This is a genomic window from Micromonospora sp. NPDC050980, assembly GCF_040653835.1.
Lineage (GTDB): Bacteria > Actinomycetota > Actinomycetes > Mycobacteriales > Micromonosporaceae > Micromonospora.
This window is the reverse complement of the sequence record NZ_JBFAGS010000001.1, coordinates 278,496-302,521: the sequence shown is the minus strand read 5'-3', so window position 1 is coordinate 302,521 and position 24,026 is coordinate 278,496. Positions and strand designations below refer to the sequence as shown.

Sequence of the window (24,026 nt, the reverse complement as noted above, 5' to 3'; positions counted from 1 at the left end):
CATTGGGTAGTCTGCTCGGCATGACCGCCAAGGTGACACTGTCGTTCTCCGACGAGACGATCGAGGAAGCCCGCCGGTTCGCCAAACGGGAGGGTCTCTCGCTCTCCGCCTGGATGAACCAGGCCGCCCGGGAGAAGGCGCTGCGCGAGGTGTTCACCGCGCACGCCGCCGCGGTCGGCCGCGCCGGCCTGGACCTGGAGTCCGCCGCGCTGGCCGACGCCCGGGAGGCCGGCATGGTCGACGACGCCCTGTTCGGCGGGCGTCCGCGTGCCGCGTAGGGGAGAGATCTGGCGCATCTCCGGCGCCCGGGAACGGTACGGCCTGGTCATCAGCTCCGACGTCTACAACTTCACCGCGGTGCCGATCCTGATCGTGGCCGAGGTGGTCGAGGAGTCGCTGTTGCGCGACTCGCCGCTTGCGGTGCGCATGGGCGGCTACGTGGTGATGCCCGACCGGCTCTCCTCGCCGATGAAAAAGTGGTTCACCGAGTGCGTGGACGTGGCGGACACCGAGACCATGCAGCGGGTCGGCCGCGCGCTGCGGATCCTCCAGGAACTGTGACCGCCTCACCGCCGCCGCGCGGCGGACGTGCGATCTCCGTATCCGCGCCGACGCGCGCGGGGCACCGCTCGGAAACCGCGCCCTCCTAGCGTCCTCCTCGTCATCGACGAGGAGGAGACGCCGTGAGCACGCTCGCACCAGCCATCACCCCGGCACCGGCCGCCATCGCCCGGCCGGGAAGGATCACCGAATGGCGTCCGGAGGACCCGGCGTTCTGGGCCGCCGGCGGCGCCCGCATCGCCCGGCGCAACCTGTGGGTGTCGATCTTCGTCGAGCACGTCGGCTTCTCGGTGTGGAGCCTCTGGTCGGTGACCGTGCTCTTCCTCGGCCCGGAGTACGGCATCGACCCGGCCGGGAAGTTCCTGCTCACCGCCGTGCCGGCCGCGTTGGGCGCGGTGCTGCGGCTGCCGTACACGCTGGCCGTGGCCCGGTTCGGCGGCCGGAACTGGACCATCGTCAGCGCGTTGCTGCTGCTGGTGCCGGCGGTGCCGATGGCGCTGCTGATCTCCCCCGGCGTGTCGTACGCCACCCTGATGCTGTTGGCCTGCCTGTCCGGTGTGGGCGGCGGCAACTTCGCCTCCTCGATGGCGAACATCAACCTGTTCTTCCCGGACCGGCTCAAGGGCCGGGCGCTGGGGCTCAACGCCGGCGGCGGTAACCTCGGCGTGCCGGCGGTGCAGCTCGTCGGCCTGGCGGTGCTGGCCACCGCCGGGGCCGCGTACCCCCGGCTGGTGCCGGCCGTCTACCTGCCGCTGATCGTGCTCGCCGCGCTGGCCGCGGCGCGCGGGTTAAACAACGTGCCGGGGGCGCGCAACGAGCCGGGCGCGTTGCGCGCGGCGGCCCGCGACCCGCACACCTGGGTGATGTCGCTGCTCTACGTCGGCACGTTCGGCTCGTTCATCGGCTTCGGTTTCGCCTTCGGCCAGGTGCTCCAGCTCCAGTTCCACGACCGGTTCCCGACCCCCGTCGACGCGGCCTGGCTGACCTTCCTCGGGCCGCTGGTCGGCTCGCTGGTCCGGCCGCTCGGCGGTCAGCTCGCCGACCGGCTCGGCGGGGCCCGGGTCACGTTCTGGAACTTCGTGGCGATGGCCGCCGGGGCCGCGCTGGTGCTGTCCGCCGCCCGGGACCGGTCCTTCCCGCTCTACCTGGCCGGGTTCCTGGCGCTGTTCGTCTTCTCCGGGATCGGCAACGGCTCCACCTACAAGATGATCCCGGCGATCTTCCGGGCGCGGGCCCTCGCCGAGGCGGAGCTGACCGGCGACGCGGAGGCGGCGCAGCGTCGGGCCCGGCGGCTGTCCGGCGCGCTGATCGGCATCGCCGGTGCGGTCGGCGCGTCCGGCGGGGTGCTGGTGAACGTGGCGTTCCGGCAGTCGTTCCTGACCTCGGGCACCGCCGACGCCGCCTATCTGGCCTTCATCGGGTGGTATGCGCTGTGCTTCCTGGTGACCTGGGCGGTCTATCTGCGGCCGGGGCCGGGTAGGCTGGCCGGCGTGTGACAGACGCCATGCGAAGGCGCAGGTCGCGCGCGGGGTGACCCCGTTTTGACCTGCCGCCGGGCGGCCGGGTATCGTTGCCTGCTGTTGTACGACATTCTTAGGCGTGCCGCATCAGGTACGCTTGGTCGTTCGTGCGCGCTGGTTCGACTGGAAGCCCCGGTTACCTCGGCGCGCGACCCCAGACCGACGACGAGACAAGGTAGACCTGTGCGTACGTACAGCCCGAAGCCGGGTGAGATCGAGCGTCAGTGGCACGTCATCGACGCCTCTGACGTCGTGCTGGGCCGCCTCGCGACCCACGCCGCCACGCTGCTGCGTGGCAAGCACAAGCCGACTTTCGCGCCGCACGTCGACACGGGCGACTTCGTCGTCATCGTGAACGCGGGCAAGGTCGCGCTGACCGGCAACAAGCGGCAGACCAAGGTCGCTTACCGCCACTCCGGCTACCCGGGTGGCCTGAAGCGGGTCGGCTACGACGAGCTGCTCACCAAGCGGCCCGAGCGGGCCGTCGAGCTGGCCGTGAAGGGCATGCTCCCGCACAACAAGCTGGGCCGTCAGATTCTCAAGAAGCTGAAGGTCTACGCCGGTGCCGAGCACCCGCACGGCGCGCAGCAGCCGGCGCCGTTCGAGATCAAGCAGATCGCGCAGTGAGCGCGGGCGAAGGAAGCAGCATGACCGACATCACCGAGACCGAGGTCGCCCCCGAGGCCACCGAGGCGCCGGCGCCCGTCGCGCGCGCGCCCCGCGGTGACCGCCCGATCCAGACCGTGGGCCGTCGCAAGGAGGCCATCGTCCGGGTCCGGATCATCCCCGGCAGCGGCAAGATCACCTGCAACGGCCGCGACCTCGAGGCCTACTTCCCGAGCAAGGTGCACCAGCAGCTCATCAAGGACCCACTGGTCACCGCCGAGAAGCCCGAGTCCTTCGACGTGATCGCCAACCTGCGCGGCGGCGGCACCACCGGCCAGGCCGGCGCGCTGCGCCTCGCCATCGCCCGGGCGCTGATCGTCAACGAGCCCGACGACCGCCCGGCCCTGAAGAAGGCCGGCTTCCTGACCCGCGACGCCCGGGTCAAGGAGAGCAAGAAGTACGGCCTCAAGAAGGCCCGTAAGGCTCCCCAGTACTCGAAGCGCTGATCACCGACAGCGTCTTGTACTTCTGACGGACGGCCGGGTCCGCCTCCCTTCTGCGGGGGCGGCCCGGCCGTTCCGCGTTTCTCTCCTCAACGGCAGTTCCACGGAGGTTGGCGGGTATGGGCCGGTTGTTCGGCACGGACGGCGTACGCGGGCGGGCGAACGCGGATCTCACCCCGGAGTTGGCGCTCGCGGTCGCGGTCGCCGCGGCCCACACCCTGGCCGAGACGGACCGGAGCCATCCGCCGCTCGCCGTGGTCGGCCGGGACACCCGGGCCAGCGGCGAGATGCTGGAGGCGGCCGTCGTGGCCGGCCTGACCAGCGCGGGCGCCAACGTGGTCCGGGTCGGCGTGCTGCCCACCCCGGCGGTGGCGTTCCTCACCGCCGAGATCAAGGCCGACCTCGGCGTCATGCTCTCCGCCTCGCACAACCCGATGCCGGACAACGGCATCAAGCTCTTCGCCGCCGGCGGGCACAAGCTGCCCGACGAGATCGAGACGCGGATCGAGGCGGCCGTCGAGGCGAACGCCACCACCGCCTGGAAGCGGCCGACCGGCGCCGGCGTGGGCCGGGTCAACGACCTGCTCGACGGCGCCGACCACTACGTCCAGCACCTGGTCGGCACCGTGCCGCACCGCCTCGACGGGATAAAGGTCGTGGTCGACTGCGCCAACGGCGCCGCCGCCGACGTCGCCCCGGTGGCCTACCGGGAGGCCGGCGCCGAGGTGATCGCCATCCACGCCGAGCCGGACGGGCTCAACATCAACGACGAGTGCGGCTCCAACCACATCGAGGCGCTGCGCGCCGCGGTGGTCGAGCACGGCGCCCACCTCGGCCTCGCCCACGACGGCGACGCCGACCGGTGCGTCGCGGTCACCGCCGACGGCGAGGAGGTCGACGGCGACCAGGTCATGGCGATCCTCGCCCTGGCCATGCGCGACGCCGGCGAACTCACCCAGGACACCCTGGTCGCCACCGTGATGAGCAACCTCGGCCTGCGGCTGGCCATGTCCGCGCAGGGCATCCGGCTGGTCGAGACGAAGGTCGGCGACCGGTACGTGCTGGAGGAACTGCGTGCCTCCGGGCTGGCCCTGGGCGGCGAGCAGAGCGGCCACATCGTGCTGCCCGCGTACGCCACCACCGGCGACGGCGTGCTCACCGGCCTGCACCTGATGGCCCGGATGGCCGCCACCGGCACGTCCCTGGCCGAGCTGGCCGCCGTGGTCACCAAGTTGCCCCAGGTGCTGATCAACGTGCCGGTCGGCGACCGCACCGTCGGGGCCGCCGCGCCAGCCGTCCGGGCCGAGGTCGAGCGGGCCGAGGCCGAGCTGGGCGAGACCGGCCGGGTGCTGCTCCGCCCGTCCGGCACCGAGCCGCTGGTGCGGGTCATGGTGGAGGCGGCCACCGAGGCCACCGCGCGCGAGGTCGCCGAGCGCATCGCCGGGCACGTCCGGACCGCCAGCCCGGTCGCCTGACCGGGCCGGCCGGCCGCGCGCGTGGTCAGAGCCGCAGTCGGGAGGCCCGGTCGAACGTGTCGGCCGGGTCCTCACCGTCGGTGAGGTCGACGTCCTCGACGATCCGGCCGTCGCCCAGCCGGATCAACCGGTCGCAGCGGGCGGCGATGGCCCGTTCGTGGGTGGCCAGCAGGATCGTCATGCCGTGCCGTTCGCGCAGCTCCAGCAGCAGGTCGAGGATCTGCGCCCCGGTGGTGGAGTCCAGGTTGCCGGTGGGTTCGTCGGCCAGCAGCAGCCGGGGCCGGCCCATCAGGGCTCGGGCGATGGCCACCCGCTGCTGCTGGCCGCCGGAGAGCTGAGCGGGCAGGGCCCGCTCGCGTCCGGCCAGGCCGACGGCGGCCAGCAGCTCGCGGGCCCGGGTCGGATGATCGGCGCGGCCGGGGCGCGGCAGCACCGGCGCGATCACGTTGTCCAGCACGGTCAGCGCCGGCAGCAGGTGGTAGCGCTGGAAGACGAAGCCGACCCGTTGCCGGTAACGGGCCAGCGCCGCCCGGCGCAGCGCGGTGACCTCCACGTCGTCCACGGTGAGGCCGCCCCGGTCGGCCCGTTCGATCGCGCCGATCAGGTGCAGCAGCGTCGACTTGCCCGAGCCGCTCGGCCCGGTCAGCGCCGTCACCGAACCGCCCGGGATCTCCAGCGACACCCCGTCGACGGCGGTGAGCCGTTCGGCGCCGGACCGGAACTCGCGGACCAGCCCTTCGGCGCGCACGGTGCTTCCAGTGGTCGGATCCATTTCACTCCTCGGCCAGTAGACGAGCGGTGGGGAGGCGGCGGAGCAGGCCGGCCGGCACGAGCGCCGCGAGGCAGGTGACCAGCACTCCGGCCACGGCGACCACGGTCGCCACGGCGACCAGGGCGGGCGGCACGTCACCGACCAGCCAGGCCGCGCCACCGAGGCCGAGCCCGGCGCCGGTGAGCGCGCCGAGCCCGCCGAGGCACAGGGCCTGGTAGCCGATCAGGCGGGCCAGCGCGCCATCGGTCCATCCGGTGGCGCGCAGCGTGGCCAGCTCGGTGGCCCGGTCGCGGACGTCGAGGTAGACGACGTCGGCGACGGCGGCGGCGCCGAGCAGCACGGTGGCCACGGCGGCGAGGGTGTCCGCGCCGCGCACGCTCAGCGACACGGTGTCGCCGAGCAGGCTGCCGACGACGGCGCCGCGGAAGGCGACGGTGACGGCGCCGACCACTGTGAGCGCGGCCACGCCGATGGCGAGCGCGGCGGCGCCGAGCAGCGTGCGCCCGGGGACGCGGACCAGGTTGACCACTGCCATCCCGGCGACGCTCCGCGTGCGGCGGGCCCGGAAGGCGCCGGCCACCGGCGGGCGCAGGGCGGCGGCCGGGTGGGCGCGCGCCGCCCGCAGCGCCGGCGCCAGGCCCGCGACCAGCGCCAGGACCAGGGCCACCGGGACGGCGAGCAGCGCCCGCCGCCAGTCGACGCCGATGCCGATGCCGTGGCCGAGCGGGACGGCCAGGCCGACGGCGAGCAGCCCGGCGACCAGGCCGAGCGTGGCGACCTCGCCGAGCACGAGCGCGCCGATGCGGCGGGCCGGCCAGCCGAGGCAGGCCAGGACGGCCAGCTCGGCGCGCCGGTCCCGGACGGCGGCGGTGACCGCGTTGCCGAGGAAGAGCGCACAGACCACAAGCACCAGCGCGAACAGCACGGCGCTCTTGCGGTCGACCGCCCGGGTGATGACCGAGGCCACGCCGAGGGCCGACCAGTTCTCGGTCAACCGCAGGTCGGGGCGGCCGAACGCGCCGGCCGGCAGCTCGACGGTCTGCGGGGCGGGCGAGGAGCCGAGCGTGATGTCCACGTCGAGGCCGGTGGTGGTGGCGATGCGTTCGGCGATCAGCCGGACCCGCTCGGCGGAGCGTTCGCTCCAGCCGTCCACGTCGGCGACCCGGACCCGGATCGCGCTGATCGGCGCGGCCCGCTGCGGGCTGCTGCCGCCCTTGAGGAGTTCGGGCACGGCGGCCAGCGTGGTCAGCAACAGTGGCGGGGCGGTGAGATAGCCGGCCGGATTGCCGCTGGGCTCCAGCGGCTCTCCGCCCAGTGCGGCAACGCTGGCGTCGTCGGCGCCCTCGGCGCGCGGTGGCTCGTACGTCTCCAGCGGCACCCTGCCCAGGTCACTGAACCCGGCCAGCTTCTCCGGGTCGAAGGAACCCACGGAGCGCCAGCCCCGCATGTCGGTGAGGGACCGTCCGGACGACGGCAACGCGAGCGCCGACAGTGGCCGGAACGGGGTGTCGGCGGTGAGCCAGGGGCGGGGGATGGCGATGGCGTGGTCGTTGCCGACGTACACCCGGGGGTTCGCCGCCGCCGGGCGGGCCCGCAGGCTGCCGTCCGGTTGCCGGTCGTAGCCGGTCTGGCCGGGCTGCACCACGCGGGAGAGCTGGCCCGCGCAGCAGTCCGCGTCGCCGGCGAGCTGTGCCTGGTACGCGGTCGCGATCTTCTGCTCGGCCCCGCCCACCGGCACCGTCGGCGCGCCCCGCAGCACCTGGTCGAGGTCCTCCGGCGAGACGTCGCCGAGGCTGCCCCGCGGGGTGATCCGGTGCCAGGTGGTGCGGACCGTGCCGTTCAGGTAGGGCCGCGCGCTGATCAGCACCGGAACGGTGTGTATGCGGGTGCCCGCGGTCCGCCTCGTCCGCACGGTGTCGGCCGCCTCCAGCGGCCGACCGGCCACGACCGCGCCGGCCAGGCCGACCAGTCGCTGTTCGGCGTCCGGGTCGACGGCCGCGAGTAGGAACGGCACGGTGACCTTCGGCCGGACGACGAGGCGATCCGACCGCTGGTACGGCGGTGCGCCGGGAGCGCGGCCCTCGAACCGTCCGTCGGGCAGCAGCCGGAACGCCTCGACCGACCAGACCTGCCGGTCGGTGAGGGTGTTCATCGACGGGGCGAGGTACCAGCGCGGATCGCACACGGGCGCGCTGCGCCCGGGTGACAGGACCTCCCGGGGCACGTCGCCGCAGAGTTGGGAGTCGTAGCTGCGCCCGTCGCTGTACGGGATCGCGTCGGCGCGGAAGCCGATGTCGGTGCGCGAGTAGAGCAGCGGGTGCGTGGTGACGTAGACGTAGAGCGGCTGCGCGACGGCGTGGCTCAACCCGCGTTCGGCGAGGAACGTGCGGTCGACCCGGATCACCTGGCGCTCCAGCGAGCGGTCCACCGCGTCGGTCAGGTCCAAGGGCAGCTCGACCTCGGTGGTGGAGTGGCCGAGCATGGCGATCGGGGCGGCGACGTCCACCCCGTCGACGGCTCTGACCTGGTCGTACTGCGCGGTGGTGATGCCGCCGTAGGTGCCGGAGAGGTAGTTGGGCCGGACCAGCCCGCGTTCGGCCTCCAGCGGGGTGCGCGTTCCCTTCGGCCGGACCAGGATGTCGTAGGCGGCGCGGGTGTTCCGCTCGACGGTGCCGGTGACCTGGAGCCGGGACGTGGTGGTGGCCCCGGTGAGGACGACGAAGCCGGTGGTGGCCACCAGCACCCCCAGCAGCAGCGCCACTGACCGCCCGGCGCGACCGCGAAGCTGACCCCAGATGAACCCGACCATGGCGCCTCCCCGTGTACTGAGCACACTGTGCGCGATACATTGTGACAATGCAAGGCCCCGCCCGGGTGCCTGCCCGGAAAGCGGATCGGAGAAGACGGTGGCGATCCAGCACGCGGTCCTGGCCCTGCTCGCCCGCGGGCCCAGCTACGGCTACGAGTTGAAGAGCGCGTTCGAGACGGCGGTCGGGCCGCAGTGGGGCCCGCTCAACATCGGCCATCTCTACCAGATCCTCGACCGCCTCTCCCGCGACGGCCTGGTCATCGCCGAGCGGCAGCCCCAACCGGTCAAGCCCGACCGGGTGGTCTACGAGATCACCGACGACGGCCGCGCCGAACTCGACCGCTGGCTGACCGCGCCCAGCCCGCGCAGCGGCGGCTTCCGGGACGACTTCTTCCTCAAGGTCACCGCCGCCGCCCGGTCCGGTGCGGCCGACACCGTCCGGACGGTGCTGGCCAACCAGCGCGGCCACCTCATGCGGGAGCTGCGCAACCTCGACGGGCTGCGCCGCGGCGCCGACGACCCGGTGGTCCGGCTGCTGCTCTCGGCCGCCGGCCGGCACGTCGAGGCCGACCTGGCCTTCGTCGACGACGCCGAGGCGGCGCTGCTCGCCGACGGCGGCGTCACGCTCGCCGGCCTCGCCGCCGGCCGGCCCTCGGTTGCCGGATCCGCCGACGACGCCGGCGAGGCGCGGGCCGCCGGCTGAGCCGCCGTCCCGCGCCGACGGTGGAGGCGCGGCGCGCTCGGGCGGTCGGCCGCCGTTCCGGTCAGGCGTCGGGCAGGCGGCGCAGGAAACGGGCGGCCAGCTCGCGGACGCCGTCGACGTCCAGCTCCAGCGCCGGCCCGGCGACCGTCACCTCCGCCAGCGCCAGCCCCGGCACCTCGCTGTCCCGCCAACCGCCGACGAACCAGGCCCGCTCCTCCTCGGCGAGCGCGAGGTTCGCCGCGTCGAGCACCGCCGCCGGGTACGGCAGCCAGAACCGGAACTGGTGGGTGTGCGGCGGCGTCGGGTGGACCAGGGCGCCGGGCAGGCCCGCCAGTGCCTCGGCCACCACCTTCGCGTGCCCCACGTAGCCGGCCAGCCGGGGCAGTTCCCGCTCCAGCCCGGCCAGCGCGGCGAGCGCCACCGGCCACTGCTGGAACAGCGTGCCGCCGTGCCGGTGCCGCCAGGCGCGGGCGTACCGGACCAGCTCCGCGTCGCCGGCCAGCACCGCGCCGGCGTGGCCGCCGAGAGACTTGTAGAGCGAGACGTACGTGCTGTCGGCCAACGCCGCGATCTCGGCCGTCGAGTAGCCGAGGTGGACCGTCGACTCCCAGAGCCGGGCTCCGTCGAGATGAACCCGGGCGCCCCGGGCCCGCGCCGCCGCGACGACCGCTACCAACTCGTCCCAGGTCGGCAGCACGAAGCCGGCGTCGCGCAGCGGCAGCTCCAGGCAGAGCGTGCCGATCGGCTCGTCGAGCGCGGCCACCTCGTCGGCCGTCGGGTTGCGCGGCGCGGTCGTGGTACGCACCGCCCGGACGCCGGCGAGCAGCGCGTACGCGTCGCGTTCGTGCAGCAGCGGGTGGCTGAGCGGGTGCAGCCCGACGCCCGGCCGGCCGGTCAGCTCCGCGCCGTAGCGCACGGCGACCTGCTGCGCCATGGTGCCGGACGGAAACAGCGCCGCCGCCTCCGCGCCGAGCAAACCGGCGACCCGCTCCTCCAGCTCCGTCACCGCGCCGCCCTCACCGTAGAAGTCGGGCAGGTCGTCGCCGGCCAGCGCGTCGAGCGCGGCCAACTGCTCCCGCGCCGTCGCCGGGCGGACGCCGGAGAGCATCGTGTCGCAGCCGCGCTGGGCGGCGAGCCGGCGCAGCCGCTCGGCGTACCCGTCGCTCATCCGTCCTCCCGCAGCCGGCCCAGCCGGGTCACCGCCTCGGCGAGCACCTCCGGCCGCTTGCAGAACGCGAACCGGACCAGCCGGCGGCCCGCCGCCACGTCGTCGTAGAAGACCTGCGTCGGCACCGCCACCACCCCGCACCGCTCCGGCAGGGCCCGGCAGAACTCCACCCCGTCCCGGCCGCCGAGCGGGGAGATGTCGGCGGTGACGAAGTAGGTCCCCTCCGGCGCGAGCACGCCGAACCCGGCGGCGGCGAGCCCGGCCACCAACTGGTCCCGCCGGCGTTGCAGGTCGTCGACGAAGCCGGCGAAGTAGGCGTCCGGCAACCCGAGCGCCACCGCCACCGCCGGTTGCAGCGGGCCAGCGTTGACGAACGTGAGGAACTGCTTCACCCGCAGCACCGCGGCGACCAGGGGCGCCGGGCCGCTCACCCAACCGACCTTCCAGCCGGTGCAGGAGAACGTCTTGCCGGCCGAGGAGACACGCAGGGTCCGCTCCCGCATCCCGGGCAGCGTGGCCAGCGGCACGTGCGGCGTGGCGGCGTCGCCGAAGACGAGGTGCTCGTAGACCTCGTCGGTGACCGCGTACGCGCCGTGCTCCTGACACAGCTCGGCGACCAGCGCCAACTCGCCGGCGGTGAACACCTTGCCGGTCGGGTTGTGCGGCGAGTTCAGCAGCACCAGCCGGGTCCGCGGCCCGAACGCCGCGCGCAGCTCGGCCGGGTCGAAGGCGTACCGGCCGTCGGCGCCCGGGCGCAGCGTCACCGGTCGCCGCACCGCGCCGGCCAACGCGATCGAGGCGGCGTACGAGTCGTAGTACGGCTCGAAGCAGACCACCTCGTCACCCGGCTCGCAGAGGGCGAGGATGCTCGCCGCGATCGCCTCGGTCGCGCCGGCCGTCACCACGATCTCGCCGTCCGGGTCGTACTCCAGCTCCCAGAACCGGCGTTGGTGGGCCGCCACGGCCGCGCGCAACGCGGGAATTCCCGGGCCCGGCGGGTACTGGTTGTGGCCGGTGCGCAGCGCCTCGGCGGCGGCGGCCAGCATCTCCGGCGGGCCGTCCGTGTCGGGGAAGCCCTGGCCCAGGTTGACCGCGCCGGTGCGCACGGCCAGCGCCGACATCTCGGCGAAGATGGTGGTGCCGAACGGCCGCATCCGGGCCACCAGCGGATCGGTCGTCGTCACGGCGGCCAGCCTACGGCCCATCTCCGGGCCCTCACCAGCCAAAGCAGGCCACGCCCCATCCCCCGGAGTTGCGCGACACCACCTTGCCGTTGATGGTGATCCGGCAGCTCGCCCCACCGTCGCTCTCGGTTGCGCCGACGACGATCTGCACCTTCTGCCGGTCGTTCGCGGTGAACCGCAGCCGCCAGGGCGCGGCCACGGCGTCGAGCTGGTGGAAGTCGCCGTCCGCGTCGTAGAACTGCACGGAAACGTCGTCGGTCCCGGTCACCTCGTAGACGACGGTGTACCGGCCGGGTCCGCCGGAGGGGGTGGTGGCCGGGGTGACCGGCGCCGCCGTGGTCGGCTCGTCCGGCTCGTCCGGTCCGTAGACGTAGGGCTCGTCGTAGGGCTCACCGGACGAGGTCATCCCGTCGACGAAGCCACCGAGCACGCCCAGGCCGACGCAGCCGCAGGCGGCCAGCACCACCGCGGCGACCAAGGTGATCACCAGCCCGATCACCCAGCGCCCGCTCGACGGGCGCGGCGGGGTGCCGGGATACACGTACGGCGGCGGATACGGCCCCGGCGGGTACGGCCCAGGTAAATACGAACCGGGTGGATACGGCCCAGGTGGATGCGGCCCGGCCGGATGCGGCCCGGGTGGGTACGGCGGTGGGTACGGTCCGGCCGGCGGCGCAGCCGCGCCCGGACCGGCGGACTCGCCGGACCGGCCAGCGGCTTCGGTCGGGCCCAGGGCGTCGGACGGGCTGGTATCGCCCGTCCGGTCGGCGCCACCGGGCCGGCCGGGAGAGGCGGTCCAGTCGGCCGTGCCTGCCGTCGCTGCCGGGCCCGGCATGCCGGCCGAGCCGGGCGCGGTGGAGCTGTCGGTCGGGCCGTCGCCGGGCGATGCCCAGGGGCTGGGTGCCGAGGACGACCAGGGCGCCGGCGGTGTCCAGGGCTGCGGCGCGGCCAGCGGGTCGGGCGGTGTCCAGGCAGCGGGCTCCCCGGCGGGCGGCGCCGCTGTCGGGTCCGTCGGGCCGGGCGGCGGCTCGGGGGAGGGGGTCGTCTCGGACATCGGTTCAGCTCACAGGGGGTACGGCGCGGACGACCGCGGAGCGGTGGAGCGGGGCCCTCAATGTAGGGGGTGGCGGCCATCCGCGCGGACCCGCCCGCTCCTCTGGGAGCGTGCGAGACCTCGGCTCGGTCGAGATCTTGGTGCGGGGCGGCCCCGGAAGGGGCGCATTCCTTCCAAGATCTACGGCGTTCTCGCCATGTGGATGGCTGATCCCGGTCAGCGGCACGGGTGGTTGAGGTCCCGGAGATGTGCGGTGGGCGGTGAGGGTGCGGGGAGCGTGCGCGTGGGCTGCGCGTTTTGTCCGGTGGGTGAGTCGCAGCGCCCGATTCGCTCATGGCCAGTGTTCGTAAACCGGCCTTCCGCGCACGCGCGGTGAGCGAAGCTGGGTTAGGCTGCGGACCATGTGTGGAATCGTGGGTTACGCCGGTGCGCGCCCGGCGCTCGGCATCGTTCTCGACGGACTTCGGCGGCTGGAATACCGCGGCTACGACTCAGCCGGCGTCGCCGTCGTCTGCGACGACGAGCTGCTGACCGAGAAGAAGGCCGGCAAGCTGGCGAACCTGGAGAAGGTGCTCTCCGAGCGGGCCGCCGCCAACCCCGCGGACTGCGCCGCCAGCCCGATCGGCATCGGCGACGGCACCACCGGCATCGGCCACACCCGGTGGGCCACGCACGGCGGGCCGACCGACCGCAACGCCCACCCGCACCTCTCCCCGGACGGCCGGGTCGCGGTGATCCACAACGGCATCATCGAGAACTTCGCGAAGCTGCGCACCGAGCTGGAGGACGAGGGCGTCGAGTTCGCCAGCGACACCGACACCGAGTGCGCCGCGCACCTGATCGCCCGCGCGCTGACCGACCTGCGCTCCGCCGGCGAGGTCGACGGCCCGCAGCTGCTGGCCTCGGCCATGCGGGTCGTCTGCGAGCGACTCGAAGGGGCGTTCACGCTGCTCGCCGTGGACGCCGCCATCCCCGGCGCGGTGGTCGGCGCCCGGCGCAACTCGCCGCTCGTGGTGGGCCGGGGCGACGGCGAGAACTACCTCGCCAGCGACGTGGCCGCGTTCATCGAGCACACCCGGGACGCGGTCGAGCTGGGGCAGGACCAGATCGTCCTGATCACCGGCGACAGCATCGAGATCACCGACTTCGCCGGCCGGCCCGCGACCGGCAAGGACTTCCACATCGACTGGGACTCGTCCGCCGCCGAGAAGGGCGGCTACGACTGGTTCATGCTCAAGGAGATCGAGGAGCAGCCGCAGGCCATCGCCGACACGCTGCTCGGCCGGCTCACCGAGAGCGGCGAGATCGCGCTCGACGAGGTCCGCCTCAGCGAGCAGGACCTGCGCGACGTCGACAAGATCTTCATCGTCGCCTGCGGCACCTCCTACCACGCCGGCCTGGTCGCCAAGTATGCCATCGAGCACTGGACCCGGATCCCCTGCGAGGTGGAGCTGGCCAGCGAGTTCCGCTACCGCGACCCGGTGCTCGACCGGTCCACGCTGATCGTGGTGATCTCGCAGTCCGGCGAGACCATGGACACGCTGATGGCGCTGCGCCACGCCAAGGAGCAGAAGGCCCGGGTGCTGGCCGTCTGCAACACCAACGGCTCGACCATCCCGCGCGAGTCCGACGCGGTGCTCTACACCCATGGCGGCCCGGAGATCGCGGTCGCCTCCACCAAGGCGTTCCTCACCCAGGTCGTCGCGTGCTATCTGATCGGGCTGCACCTGGCCCAGGTGCGCGGCATCAAGTTCGCCGACGAGGTGGGCGCGGTGGTGTCCCAGCTCCAGGAGATGCCGGCCAAGCTGCGCGAGCTGCTGGACCGGATCGAGCCGGTCCGCGAGCTGGGCCGCGAGCTGAAGTCCGAGCCGACGGTGCTGTTCATCGGCCGGCACGTGGGCTACCCGGTGGCTCTGGAGGGCGCGCTGAAGCTCAAGGAGCTGGCGTACATGCACGCCGAGGGCTTCGCCGCCGGCGAGCTGAAGCACGGCCCGATCTCGCTCATCGACGAGGGCACGCCGGTGATCTGCATCGTGCCGTCGCCGGTCGGCCGGGGCATGTTGCACGACAAGGTCGTCTCCAACATCCAGGAGGTGCGCGCACGGGGCGCCCGCACCATCGTGATCGCGGAGGAGGGCGACCAGGCGGTGGTCCGCTACGCCGACCACCTGATCTACGTGCCGCGTACGCCGACGCTGTTGGCGCCGCTGGTGACCACCGTGCCGCTCCAGGTGCTCGCCGCCGAGATCGCGGCGGCCCGCGGGCACGACGTCGACCAGCCGCGGAACCTCGCCAAGTCGGTCACGGTCGAATAGCTCGGATCGACCGCCCGGCCCTCTGCCCACGACGGAGGGGGCCGGGACCGGTTCCCGGCGGCTCACCGGCCCAGCACGATCCGGGCCATCCCGTCCAGCGCCGGGTTGTCGGCGTCCCAGTAGCCGGTGTGGCCGTGCGGCGCGCTCGGGAAGCGCCGGCCGCCGAAGCCCGGCGCGCTCGGGTCGGTGCCGAACCAGAGCCGCTCGGCGTGCGGGTCCAGCACGGCCAGGGCCGGGCCGAGCGGCGTACCGGCAAGCACGGCGCGGCGGGCCAGCTCGTTCGGCTCGCGGGCCAGCCGGATCACGTCGTCGGACGCGGTCGACGCCCAGACCTGCCCGGCCGGCATCCGCAGCTCGCCGGCGTGGTCGACACCGACTCCGGGCGAGCCGACGAAGACCAGCGCGTCGGCGCCCAGCCCGTGGTCGCGGGCGGTGGCGCCGACGACCAGCGAGCCGTAACTGTGCCCGAGCACCGTCTGCCGGGCCGGCGGCCCCTCGTGCGTGGCCCGTAGCCCCTCCTGGAACCGGTGCAGCGCCGGCCCGGCGTCCTCGGCCTGCCGCGCGCCGGCCGCTTCGGGGAGGAAGTCCGGCGCGTCGTAGTCGAGCCAGAGCACCGCCGCCGTCTCCTCGCCCGGCCCGAGCGCCGCGCACCGCTCCAGCACCCGGGCGGCCCGGCCCAGCTCGGCGGGCGCGTCGGCGAGATCGGCGGTCATACCGGGGACGTAGGTCAGCACCGCACCGGCCCGGTCCGGGTTGCCCAGCGCCACCACCGCCCGCCCGTCCCCGGCCGGGTCGAACCCCAGCAGGTACGCCCGTGGCGCCCCCGGCGTCGCCAACCGCTCGCTGAGCCCGTCCAGGCCGCGCAGCGCCGCCTGCACCCCGGCGAGCCGGGCGCGGCGGGTCACCTCCAGCGGACCGGCCGGCAGCGGACGCAGCAGCGCGAGGCGGCGGGCGAGCAGCTCCTCCCGCCGGTCGGTGAGCAGCAACCGGTTCGCCTGGTCGCGGGCACCCGCCGGCACCCCGTCGAGTCGGGCGATCCGGCTCGGCTCGCGGCCGACCAGCCACCGCCGCTCTGCCGGGCTCAGGCCGGCCCACCAGCGGCTCACCTCGGCCGGGCCGGCGCCGGGCCCCGGCCGCCGGGCGGGCGGGACACTGACCCAGCCGGTCACCGCCGCAGTGGTCAGCTCGCCCAGCCGGCCGGCTGCCTCGCGGTCCGCCGCGTCGGCCAGCGCCAGCGCGCCACGGAGCCCGGCCCGGGCCCCGACCACGGCCGGCCCGGCCCGGTCGAGGGGCCGCGCCGGGTCGGCCCGCACCGCGCCGCTGCGGTCCACCGCCAGGCCACCGCTCTCGGCCCGCGCCACCTCGGCGCCGAGCCGGGCCTTCGCCGCGCTCACCCGGGCGGCGAACTCGGCGAGTGCCTGATCGACCTCGAACAGGGCGGGCAGCACGTCGGTGAGCGTGGTGCGCAGCTCGCCGATCCGCCGCCGCGCCGCCGTCGAGGCGGTGCCGGACCAGGCCGGCCGCAGGGCGTCGGCGTGGGCGGCCAGCCCGGCGGCCCGCCGACGTACCGGGTCGGCGAGCCCGCGCCAGGCCGCGCCGGTGGCGAGCCAGGCGCCCGGATCGGCCCGCCAGAGCTGTGCGTAGCCGACCGGGCCCGGATCAACCCGCCGGGATCGTGCCGGGCCGGTCGGGTGTGGAGTGGTCGGCCCGACCGGTGCTCGGCCGCTCCCCGCCGGGCCGGGTGCCGCCGCACGCGGGCCGACCCGCATCCGGTCGCCGCTCACCGGACGGTCCCGGTGAGGCGCCGGGCGGCCCGGTCGTCCGCCGCCTCGTAGCCGTCCGCACCGCCGCGCAGCGCGTCGGCGGTGGCCGCCGTCCGGGCCGCGAGCGTGCCGGACCAGCGGCGCACCGCGGCCTCCAACTCGTCCAGCGCCGCACCGGTGCGCCACCCGTCCGGCGGCGGAGCCACCGGTGCCGCGGCCCCGCCCGGCCCGTGGGCCAGCCGGTACGCGTCGTCGGTCAGCCCTCGGGCCACCGCGCGCAGCAGCTCCGGATCGACGGTGAACGGCTCCTCGACCACGACGACCTCCCCACTCCACCGACCCCACCGGCCGGGCCCGGACAGCGGGGACGCTAGGGCCGGCGGCACCACCCGCGCCGGCCCTGTGGACATGTCGGCCGGTTTTCCACAGGCCCGCTTCGGCACCCGGCCCGGGTGCCGCAGCGCCGGTAGGGTGGGTCGTGATCGTGGCCGGTCCGGCCGGCGGGAACGAACGGGACGGGATGGCATGAGACCGGTGTGGCGGGTCGCGGACGTTCGCGCGGCGGAGGCGGGGCTGATGGCCACCCTGCCGGCCGGGGCGTTGATGCAACGCGCCGCGGCCGGGCTGGCCCGTCGCTGCGCGCTGCTGCTGGCCGACCGGGGCGGGGTCTACGGCGCCCGGGTGCTGGTGCTTGTCGGCTCCGGTGACAACGGCGGCGACGCCCTCTACGCGGCGGCTCGCCTGGCCGGCCGGGGCGCGGCGGTCGAGGCGCTGCTCCTCACCCCCGGGCGGGCGCACGCCGAGGGCCTGGCCGCGCTGCGCGCCGCCGGTGGGCGGGTGGTCGACCGGCCGGCCGGCGTGGTCGACCTGGTGCTCGACGGCATCGTGGGCATCGGCGGCACCGGCGGGCTGCGGGAGACCGCCGACCAGCTCGCCGCCAGCCTGACCGAACGCCTCGGCCGGGACGGCGCCCGGGCCACGGTGGTCGCGGTGGACGTGCCGAGCGGCGTCGCGGTGGACACCGGTCACGTCCCGCTGACCGCCGCCGGGCGGCCCGGCGCGGTCCGGGCCGACGTGACAGTCGCTTTCGGTGCGCTCAAGCCCGCCCTGGTGGTCGGTCCGGCCGCCGCGCTGGCCGGCCAGGTCGATCTGGTCGACATCGGGCTCGCGCCGTGGCTGCGCGGTGCGCCGGCGCTGCGGGTGACCGAGTGGTCCGATCTGGTCGACTGGTGGCCCACGCTGGGTGCGTCGGCGGAGAAATATTCCCGGGGCGTGGTCGGGGTGGCGACCGGTTCGGCCACCTACCCGGGTGCCGCGGTGCTCTCGGTCGGCGGCGCGCTGGCCGGCCCGACCGGCCTGGTCCGCTACGCCGGCGGCGCCCGGGCCGAGGTGGTGCACCAGCACCCGTCGGTGATCGCCACCGGCCGGGTCGCGGATGCCGGCCGGGTGCAGGCCTGGGTCTGCGGTTCGGGTCTCGGCACCGGCGAGGAGTCCGCCGCCGAGCTGCGCGCGGTGCTGGCCGCGCCGGTGCCGGTGGTGCTGGACGCGGACGCGCTGACGCTGCTCGTCGACGGCAAGCTCGCCGACCGGCTGCGCGGGCGGGACGCTCCGATCGTGGTGACACCGCACGACCGGGAGTTCGCCCGGCTCTGCGGCGAGATGCCGGGCGAGGACCGCGCTGCCGCGGCGCTGCGGCTGGCCGCCTGGATGAACGCGGTGGTGCTGCTCAAGGGCGACCGGACGATCATCGCCACGCCCGACGGCCGGGCGTACGTCAACCCGACCGGCACCCCGGCGTTGGCCACCGGTGGCACCGGAGACGTGCTGGCCGGGCTGCTCGGTTCGCTGCTCGCCGCCGGGCTGGCCGCCGAGCGGGCCGCCGCCGCGGCGGCCTACCTGCACGGGCTGGCCGGCCGGGAGGCGGCCCGGGGCGGCCCGGTGACCGCGCCCGACGTGGCCGCCGCGTTGCGTCCGGTGGTGGCCCGGCTGGGCTGATCCCGGACGGCGATCGTCGGTGGCGACGGGTGCCGGCCACCGGGCACGGCCAGGATGATCTCTGACGGAAGTAGGCTGGGGGTATGTGGCAGTCGGAGGTGCGCGTCGACCTGGACGCGATCCGGGAGAACGTGGCCCGGCTCAAGGCCGGGACCAGCGCCGAGCTGATGGCGGTGGTCAAGGCCGACGGTTACGGCCACGGGATGCTGCCGGCCGCCCGCGCGGCGCTCGACGCCGGCGCGGACCAGCTCGGTGTCTGCACCCTCGACGAGGCGCTGCGGCTGCGTCAGGAGGGGATCACCGCGCCGGTGCTGGCCTGGCTGCTCGACCCGGGCCTGCCGCTGCACGACGGCGTCGCGGTCGGAGTCGACCTCGGCTGCGCCAGCCTGACCCAGCTCGACGAGATGATCGAGGCGAGTCGCCGGGCGGGCCGCCCGGCCCGGCTGCACCTCAAGATCGACACCGGTCTGTCCCGGGGCGGCGCCACGGTCGCCGACTGGCCGGCCCTGCTGGAGGCCGCCGCCAAGGCGCAGGCCGACGGCCTGGTCGAGGTGGTCGGCGTGTGGAGCCACTTCGTCTACGCGGACTCACCCGGCCACCCCACCACGGACCGTCAGCTCGCGGTCTTCCACGAGGGGCTGGAGATGGCGACGCGGGCCGGCCTGCGGCCCCGCTACCGGCACCTGGCCAACTCGGCGGCCACGCTGACCCGGCCGGACACCCACTTCGACCTGGTCCGTCCCGGCATCGCCGTCTACGGTCTGTCGCCGATCGCGGGCGACCGGTTCGGGCTGCGCCCGGCGATGACGGCCCGGGCCCGGGTGATGCTGACCAAGCGGGTCCCGGCCGGCACCGGCATCTCCTACGGCCACACCTACCTCACCGACAACGACAGCAACCTAGCAGTGGTGCCGCTCGGCTACGCCGACGGGGTGCCCCGGCACGCCTCGAACACCGGGCCGGTGCTGCTCGGTGGTGAGCGGCGGACCATCTCCGGCCGGGTCTGCATGGACCAGTTCGTGGTCGACTGCGGCGACGACGAGGTGGCCGCCGGCGACGTGGTGACGCTGTTCGGCAGCGGCGCGGACGGCGAACCCACGGCCGACGACTGGGCCGAGGCGGTCGGCACCATCAACTACGAGATCGTCACAAGGTTCGGCGGGGTCCGGGTGCCCCGCGTCTACGACGGCGAGAAGCCGTGAGGGTGCCACGTCCGCGCGGCGCCGCCGGCAAGGTCGCCGGGCTGGTCGGCGCCGCCGTCGGGGTGGCCGCGGCCGGGCTCGCGGCGGGCGTGGTCAGCGAGCGGGTGCTGGTCCGCCGGCTTAAGAACGACCCCGCCGACCGGTACGCCCACGAGGTCTTCGGGCAGCAGCGCCACGACGAGGCGTACCGGCTGGAGATGCCGGACGGCACCGACATCCACGTGGAGGTGGTCGAACCGACCCGGCCGGTCGCCGGGCATCCGACGGTGGTGCTGGTGCACGGCTTCTGCCTGGACATGGGGACGTTCCACTTCCAGCGCAAGATGCTCGCCGAGCGGGGCGACTACCGCGTGGTCGCCTACGACCAGCCGGGGCACGGCCGGTCCGGGCGGCTGGAGAGCGGCGAGTACGACCTGACCGCGCTGGGCCGCACGTTGCGCCGGGTGCTCGACGAGGTCGCCCCGGAAGGGCCGCTGGTGCTGGTCGGGCACTCGATGGGCGGTATGACGATCATGGCGCTGGCCGAGCTCTACCCGGAGCTGTTCGGCGACCGGGTGGTCGGCACCGTGCTGATGGCCACCTCGGGCGGCCTGGCGGCGGAGACCAAGCTGGTCGCGCCCGCGCTGCTCGGCCGGGCCGGCGCGCCGGTGCTCTACATGATGAGCAACGCCACCCGGTACGGCGGCACGGTGATCGACCGGGCCCGCAGGTCGACCTCGAACGTGGCCTGGCTGCTCACCCGCAGGTACGGCTTCGGCACCCCGAGGCCCAGCCCGGCCCTGGTGTCGTACGTGGAGGCGATGAACTCCCGCACCTCGGCCGACACGGTCACCCGCTACCTGCGGACGCTTGCCACCCACTCGCGTTTCCCGGCGCTGGCCGCGCTGGCCGGCACGCCGGTGCTGGTGATCGTGGGGGACAAGGACATGATCACTCCGGTGACCCACTCGGAGGAGATCGTCCGGCGGCTCCCGGAGGCCGAGTTCGTGAAGATCCCCGACAGCGGGCACGTGCTGATGCTGGAGCACGCCGACGAGGTCAACGCGGCGCTGGAGCGGTTCCTGGAAGCGGTTTGCCGGTGACCGTGGTGGTGGAGCTGAGGACTGTCGACGACACCCACGGGTTCGGCCGGCGGCTGGCCGGGGTGCTGCGCGCCGGGGATCTGCTGTTGCTCAGCGGTCCGCTGGGGGCCGGCAAGACCGCGCTGACCCAGGGCCTCGGCGCCGGCCTGGGCGTACGCGGCGACGTCACCTCGCCGACCTTCGTCATCGCCCGGGTGCACCGGCCGGACCCGGCGCGCGGCGGCCGGGTGACGCTTGTGCACGCCGACGCGTACCGCCTGGGTGAGGCCGCCGACCCGCGGGCCGAGATCGACGACCTCGACCTGGACGCCTCGGTGGACGAGGCGGTCACCGTGGTGGAGTGGGGCGAGGGGATGGTCGAGCAGTTGGTCGACGCGCACCTGCGGGTACGCATCGCCCGACGTGACGACGACACCCGGGTGGTCACGTTGGAGCCGGTCGGCGGCGACTGGGCGGCCCGGTTGGCGACCCTCGACTGAGCGCTGTCACACCCGCTGCCTAGAGTCCCGGGGACGACTGCGAAAGGTTGCCGATGCCCGACGACGTCCCCGCCCTCGACCTGCTGGCGCTCCTGCCCGAGCCGTGGCGGGAGGCGCTCACCCCGCACCTCGACCCGGCCCGCACCGCGGCGTTGGCCGAGTTCGTCGCCGGGGAATACGCGACCGCTACGGTCTTTCCGCCGCTGGCGGACCTGTTCTCCGCCTACCGCCGGTGCGGCCCGACCGAGACCCGGGTGCTCATCCTCGGTCAGGATCCCTATCACCGTGCCGGGCAGGCGCACGGGTTGAGCTTCAGCGTGCGCGAGGGCGTGCCGGTGCCGCCGTCGCTGCGTAACGTCTTCAAGGAACTGGAGGCGGATCTGGGCGTGCCGAAGCCGCGCAGCGGCAACCTGGACGGCTGGGCCGCCCAGGGGGTGCTGCTGCTCAACTCGGTGCTGACGGTCCGGCAGGCCAGCCCCGGCTCGCACGCCAACCGGGGCTGGGAGGAGTTCACCGACGCCACCATCCGGGCGCTCGACGCGCTCGACCAGCGGGTGGTCTTCCTGCTCTGGGGCGGCTACGCGCGCAAGAAGGCGGCGCTGGTCACCAATCCGCGGCACGTGGTGCTGGAGGCCGGTCACCCCAGCCCGATGAACCCGAAGGGTTTCCTCGGCAGCCGGCCGTTCAGCACGGCCGACAAGGCGCTGGCCGACGCGGGTCTGCCCACTGTCGACTGGGCCCGCTCAGCCGGCTGACCCGCCCGCTCGGCCGGCTGTGTCGCCCGTCGCGCGTGTCGCCTCGTCGGTGCCGGCGGCCAGGCGTTGGCGGTGCCGGCGCAGCAGCTCGGCCGCGCGCCGGTCGGTCACCTCCACCTGCACCAGCGGCTCGACCGGGTAGGTCCGCCCGCCGTGTCGCACCTCGATCGGCTCGGGCAACTCGTCGACCATCCTGGCCCGCAGCTCGCCGTGTCGGGTCAGCCATCGGTGCTCGCCGCGCTCCTCGGGCTCGTGGCGCACGCCGCCCCACTCCTCCCAGCGGGCGTTCCACCGCTGCGCGTAGGTCCGCTCCAGGAACGCGGTGAACGTCGAAGAGTCCCGCCAGCGCACCGCGATTTCGACCGCCGCCACCGGTATCGGCGCGCCCTGAAGCAGTGCCGCGGTGCTGCCGGCGAGCACGTAGGGCAGGTCGCCCAGGGCGTCGACCAGGCGGTCCAGCTTGAAATTCGTGAGCCGTTCGTTCAGGTCGGCCGTGGCCGCCTCGTCGAGCGCCGCGTCCAGGTGGCTGTCCAGCGGCTCGACCTCGATCCGCAACTGCCGGCCGAGCGCGGTGAGCAGGCGTTCCGTGGTGGTCAGGCTGGGCAGCCGGTCGCCTCGTTCGATCCGGGCGATGGCGGCCTGGCTGAGCCCGGCCCGGTCGGCCAGCGCCTGCTGGGTCAGTCCGGCCCGTTCGCGTTCGTGCCGCAGGGCGTGGGCGATCTGCCGGACCAGGCGACTCTCCGTCATGCCCGCAGAATGGCAGTTCACTCGCAAGCGATATACCTCACGGTCATATTTATGACTGAGAGGTATACCGCTCAAAAGTGAGGTCATCGATCGGGGCGCTACGCAGGGTGACGGCATGGGGTGGGAGGGGCCCGTCGGGAGGCGGCTAGGCTGGTTCACCGTGCTCGTACTGGTGGTGGACTCCTCGACGCCCGCGGTGACCGCGGCGCTGGTCGAGGTCTCGGCGGAGGGCGTGGCGCTCCGCGCATCCCGGTGCACGGTCGACGCCCGGGCCCACGGCGAGCTGCTCGCGCCGCAGGTCGAGGCCGTGCTCGCCGATGCCGGCGCGCGCCCGGCCGACCTGGCCGCCATCGTCGCCGGGCTCGGCCCCGGGCCGTTCACCGGGCTGCGGGTCGGCCTGGTCACCGCCGCGACCATGGGCCAGGTGCTCGGCCTCCCGACGTACGGCGTCTGCTCGCTGGACGGCCTCGGCCAGCCAGCGTCGCCGGGCCAGCCAGCGTCGCCGGGCCAGCCAGCGTCGCCGGGCCAGTCGGCGGGCGCGGGTGAGACCGTGCTGGTGGCGAGCGACGCGCGGCGCCGCGAGGTCTACTGGGCCGTGTACGACGGCGCCGGCCGGCGCGTCGCCGGGCCGGAGGTGGCCGCCCCGGCGGTCGTCGCCGAGCGGGCCCGCGAGCTGGCGGTCACCGTCGCGGTCGGCGACGGCGCGCACCGGTACGCCGACGTGCTCGGGCTGCCGGTGCGGGACGAGCCGCGCTATCCGGACCCGCTGGCGCTGGCCGGTCTCGCCGCGGCGCGGATCCGCGCGGGCGGACCCGGCGAGGCACTGACCCCGCTCTACCTGCGCCGCCCGGACGCGGTGGCGGCCACCGGCCACAAGCCGGTCCTGCGATGAGGTTGAGCCGGTTCCGCTGGTGGCACGTCGACGAGATGCTGCCCATCGAGGCGGACCTGTTCGGCGCCGAGCAGTGGACCCCGGGGATGTTCTGGAACGAACTCGCCAACGGGCACTTCTACCTGGTCGCCACCGACGACGACGGAAGCGTCGCCGGCTACGCCGGGCTGGCCGTCGCCCCGCCCGACGAGGCGTGGGTGCAGAACATCGCGGTCCGCCGGGACGCCCAGCGCCGGGGCGTCGGCCGGCTGCTGCTGGAGGCGCTGCTCGCCGAGGCGGCCCGGCGGGGGGTCCGCAGCACGCTGCTGGAGGTCGCCGCGGACAACGCCCCGGCGCAGCGGCTCTACGCCGGCTACGGCTTCGAGCCGATCGGCGTGCGGCGCGGCTACTACCAACCGAGCAACACCGACGCGCTGGTCATGCAGCGCAACGAGGACTGAC

Annotated in this window: 23 protein-coding genes; 15 read left to right on the top strand and 8 right to left on the bottom strand. The window is 74.6% G+C overall.

The annotated features are described in order from the left end of the window. Positions 1-20 precede the first annotated feature (20 nt). The 6 genes from AB0H28_RS01405 to glmM all read left to right on the top strand — a co-directional run bounded on the left by AB0H28_RS01405 (position 21) and on the right by glmM (position 4,665). On the top strand, positions 21-278 hold the full coding sequence (locus AB0H28_RS01405) for a DUF6364 family protein (protein ID WP_358032594.1): 258 nt from the start codon (positions 21-23) through the stop codon (positions 276-278). Then, positions 268-561, top strand: a complete 294-nt coding sequence (locus tag AB0H28_RS01400; protein WP_358032592.1) for a hypothetical protein — start codon at positions 268-270, stop codon at positions 559-561. Before AB0H28_RS01405 ends, AB0H28_RS01400 begins: the two co-directional genes overlap by 11 nt. Positions 562-683: 122 nt before the next feature. After that, on the top strand, positions 684-2,057 hold the full coding sequence (locus AB0H28_RS01395; protein ID WP_358032589.1) for a nitrate/nitrite transporter: 1,374 nt from the start codon (positions 684-686) through the stop codon (positions 2,055-2,057). A gap of 207 nt (positions 2,058-2,264) precedes the next feature. Continuing rightward, a complete protein-coding gene (gene rplM, locus AB0H28_RS01390) occupies positions 2,265-2,708 on the top strand; it encodes a 50S ribosomal protein L13 (protein WP_091065920.1) in 444 nt (147 codons plus the stop codon). Positions 2,709-2,728: 20 nt separating this feature from the next. Then, entirely contained in the window at positions 2,729-3,193 is a 465-nt protein-coding gene (rpsI, locus tag AB0H28_RS01385; protein ID WP_358032586.1) for a 30S ribosomal protein S9, read from the top strand. Positions 3,194-3,309: 116 nt separating this feature from the next. Beyond that, a complete protein-coding gene (glmM, locus tag AB0H28_RS01380) occupies positions 3,310-4,665 on the top strand; it encodes a phosphoglucosamine mutase (protein WP_358032583.1) in 1,356 nt (451 codons plus the stop codon). 25 nt (positions 4,666-4,690) lie between these two features. Here the strand turns inward: glmM and AB0H28_RS01375 are convergent, their stop codons facing one another. Both AB0H28_RS01375 and AB0H28_RS01370 read right to left on the bottom strand, forming a co-directional pair. Then, complete coding sequence (locus AB0H28_RS01375; RefSeq protein WP_358032580.1) at positions 4,691-5,437, bottom strand: ABC transporter ATP-binding protein; 747 nt, start codon at positions 5,435-5,437, stop codon at positions 4,691-4,693. Position 5,438: 1 nt separating this feature from the next. Beyond that, on the bottom strand, positions 5,439-8,246 hold the full coding sequence (locus AB0H28_RS01370; protein WP_358032577.1) for an ABC transporter permease: 2,808 nt from the start codon (positions 8,244-8,246) through the stop codon (positions 5,439-5,441). A gap of 97 nt (positions 8,247-8,343) precedes the next feature. Between AB0H28_RS01370 and AB0H28_RS01365 the strand changes: the two genes are divergently transcribed. Beyond that, positions 8,344-8,949 carry a PadR family transcriptional regulator gene (locus AB0H28_RS01365; protein WP_358032574.1) on the top strand — a complete coding sequence of 202 codons (606 nt, stop codon included), beginning with the start codon at positions 8,344-8,346 and terminating at the stop codon, positions 8,947-8,949. A 61-nt stretch (positions 8,950-9,010) separates the two neighbouring features. Here the strand turns inward: AB0H28_RS01365 and AB0H28_RS01360 are convergent, their stop codons facing one another. The 3 genes from AB0H28_RS01360 to AB0H28_RS01350 are packed head-to-tail and all read right to left on the bottom strand — an operon-like array spanning position 9,011 to position 11,788. Then, entirely contained in the window at positions 9,011-10,117 is a 1,107-nt protein-coding gene (locus tag AB0H28_RS01360; protein WP_358032572.1) for a beta-eliminating lyase-related protein, read from the bottom strand. Continuing rightward, positions 10,114-11,301 carry a pyridoxal phosphate-dependent aminotransferase gene (locus AB0H28_RS01355; RefSeq protein WP_358032570.1) on the bottom strand — a complete coding sequence of 396 codons (1,188 nt, stop codon included), beginning with the start codon at positions 11,299-11,301 and terminating at the stop codon, positions 10,114-10,116. The genes AB0H28_RS01360 and AB0H28_RS01355 overlap by 4 nt, the downstream gene beginning before the upstream one ends. A 31-nt stretch (positions 11,302-11,332) precedes the next feature. Then, positions 11,333-11,788, bottom strand: a complete 456-nt coding sequence (locus tag AB0H28_RS01350; RefSeq protein WP_358032567.1) for an MmpS family transport accessory protein — start codon at positions 11,786-11,788, stop codon at positions 11,333-11,335. Between the two features lie 968 nt (positions 11,789-12,756). Between AB0H28_RS01350 and glmS the strand changes: the two genes are divergently transcribed. Beyond that, the gene (gene glmS / locus AB0H28_RS01345) at positions 12,757-14,670 is read left to right on the top strand and encodes a glutamine--fructose-6-phosphate transaminase (isomerizing) (RefSeq protein ID WP_358032564.1); all 1,914 of its coding nucleotides are present in this window, start codon (positions 12,757-12,759) and stop codon (positions 14,668-14,670) included. Between the two features lie 62 nt (positions 14,671-14,732). Here the strand turns inward: glmS and AB0H28_RS01340 are convergent, their stop codons facing one another. Continuing rightward, positions 14,733-16,454 (bottom strand): alpha/beta hydrolase, encoded by a 1,722-nt coding sequence (locus tag AB0H28_RS01340; protein ID WP_358032561.1) that lies wholly within the window; start codon positions 16,452-16,454, stop codon positions 14,733-14,735. Next, positions 16,451-16,750, bottom strand: a complete 300-nt coding sequence (locus AB0H28_RS01335; protein ID WP_358032559.1) for a hypothetical protein — start codon at positions 16,748-16,750, stop codon at positions 16,451-16,453. Before AB0H28_RS01335 ends, AB0H28_RS01340 begins: the two co-directional genes overlap by 4 nt. Positions 16,751-16,958: 208 nt before the next feature. Between AB0H28_RS01335 and AB0H28_RS01330 the strand changes: the two genes are divergently transcribed. The 5 genes from AB0H28_RS01330 to ung all read left to right on the top strand — a co-directional run bounded on the left by AB0H28_RS01330 (position 16,959) and on the right by ung (position 21,946). Beyond that, on the top strand, positions 16,959-18,428 hold the full coding sequence (locus AB0H28_RS01330; protein WP_358032556.1) for an NAD(P)H-hydrate dehydratase: 1,470 nt from the start codon (positions 16,959-16,961) through the stop codon (positions 18,426-18,428). 83 nt (positions 18,429-18,511) lie between these two features. After that, positions 18,512-19,630, top strand: a complete 1,119-nt coding sequence (gene alr / locus AB0H28_RS01325) for an alanine racemase (RefSeq protein ID WP_358032553.1) — start codon at positions 18,512-18,514, stop codon at positions 19,628-19,630. Further along, on the top strand, positions 19,627-20,712 hold the full coding sequence (locus tag AB0H28_RS01320; RefSeq protein WP_358032549.1) for an alpha/beta hydrolase: 1,086 nt from the start codon (positions 19,627-19,629) through the stop codon (positions 20,710-20,712). The genes alr and AB0H28_RS01320 overlap by 4 nt, the downstream gene beginning before the upstream one ends. Then, positions 20,709-21,191, top strand: a complete 483-nt coding sequence (tsaE, locus tag AB0H28_RS01315; RefSeq protein WP_358032546.1) for a tRNA (adenosine(37)-N6)-threonylcarbamoyltransferase complex ATPase subunit type 1 TsaE — start codon at positions 20,709-20,711, stop codon at positions 21,189-21,191. Before AB0H28_RS01320 ends, tsaE begins: the two co-directional genes overlap by 4 nt. 53 nt (positions 21,192-21,244) lie before the next feature. Beyond that, positions 21,245-21,946 (top strand): uracil-DNA glycosylase, encoded by a 702-nt coding sequence (gene ung / locus AB0H28_RS01310; protein ID WP_358032543.1) that lies wholly within the window; start codon positions 21,245-21,247, stop codon positions 21,944-21,946. Here the strand turns inward: ung and AB0H28_RS01305 are convergent. Continuing rightward, positions 21,935-22,693, bottom strand: coding sequence for a helix-turn-helix transcriptional regulator (locus AB0H28_RS01305; protein WP_358032540.1), 759 nt, complete (start codon positions 22,691-22,693; stop codon positions 21,935-21,937). The two genes, ung and AB0H28_RS01305, sit on opposite strands and share 12 nt — an antisense overlap. Positions 22,694-22,853: 160 nt before the next feature. Here AB0H28_RS01305 and tsaB point away from each other — a divergent pair, with 160 nt between their 5' ends. Then, a complete protein-coding gene (gene tsaB, locus AB0H28_RS01300) occupies positions 22,854-23,585 on the top strand; it encodes a tRNA (adenosine(37)-N6)-threonylcarbamoyltransferase complex dimerization subunit type 1 TsaB (RefSeq protein WP_358032537.1) in 732 nt (243 codons plus the stop codon). Next, positions 23,582-24,025, top strand: coding sequence for a ribosomal protein S18-alanine N-acetyltransferase (rimI, locus tag AB0H28_RS01295; RefSeq protein WP_358032534.1), 444 nt, complete (start codon positions 23,582-23,584; stop codon positions 24,023-24,025). The genes tsaB and rimI overlap by 4 nt, the downstream gene beginning before the upstream one ends. The last annotated feature ends 1 nt before the right edge of the window (position 24,026 follow it).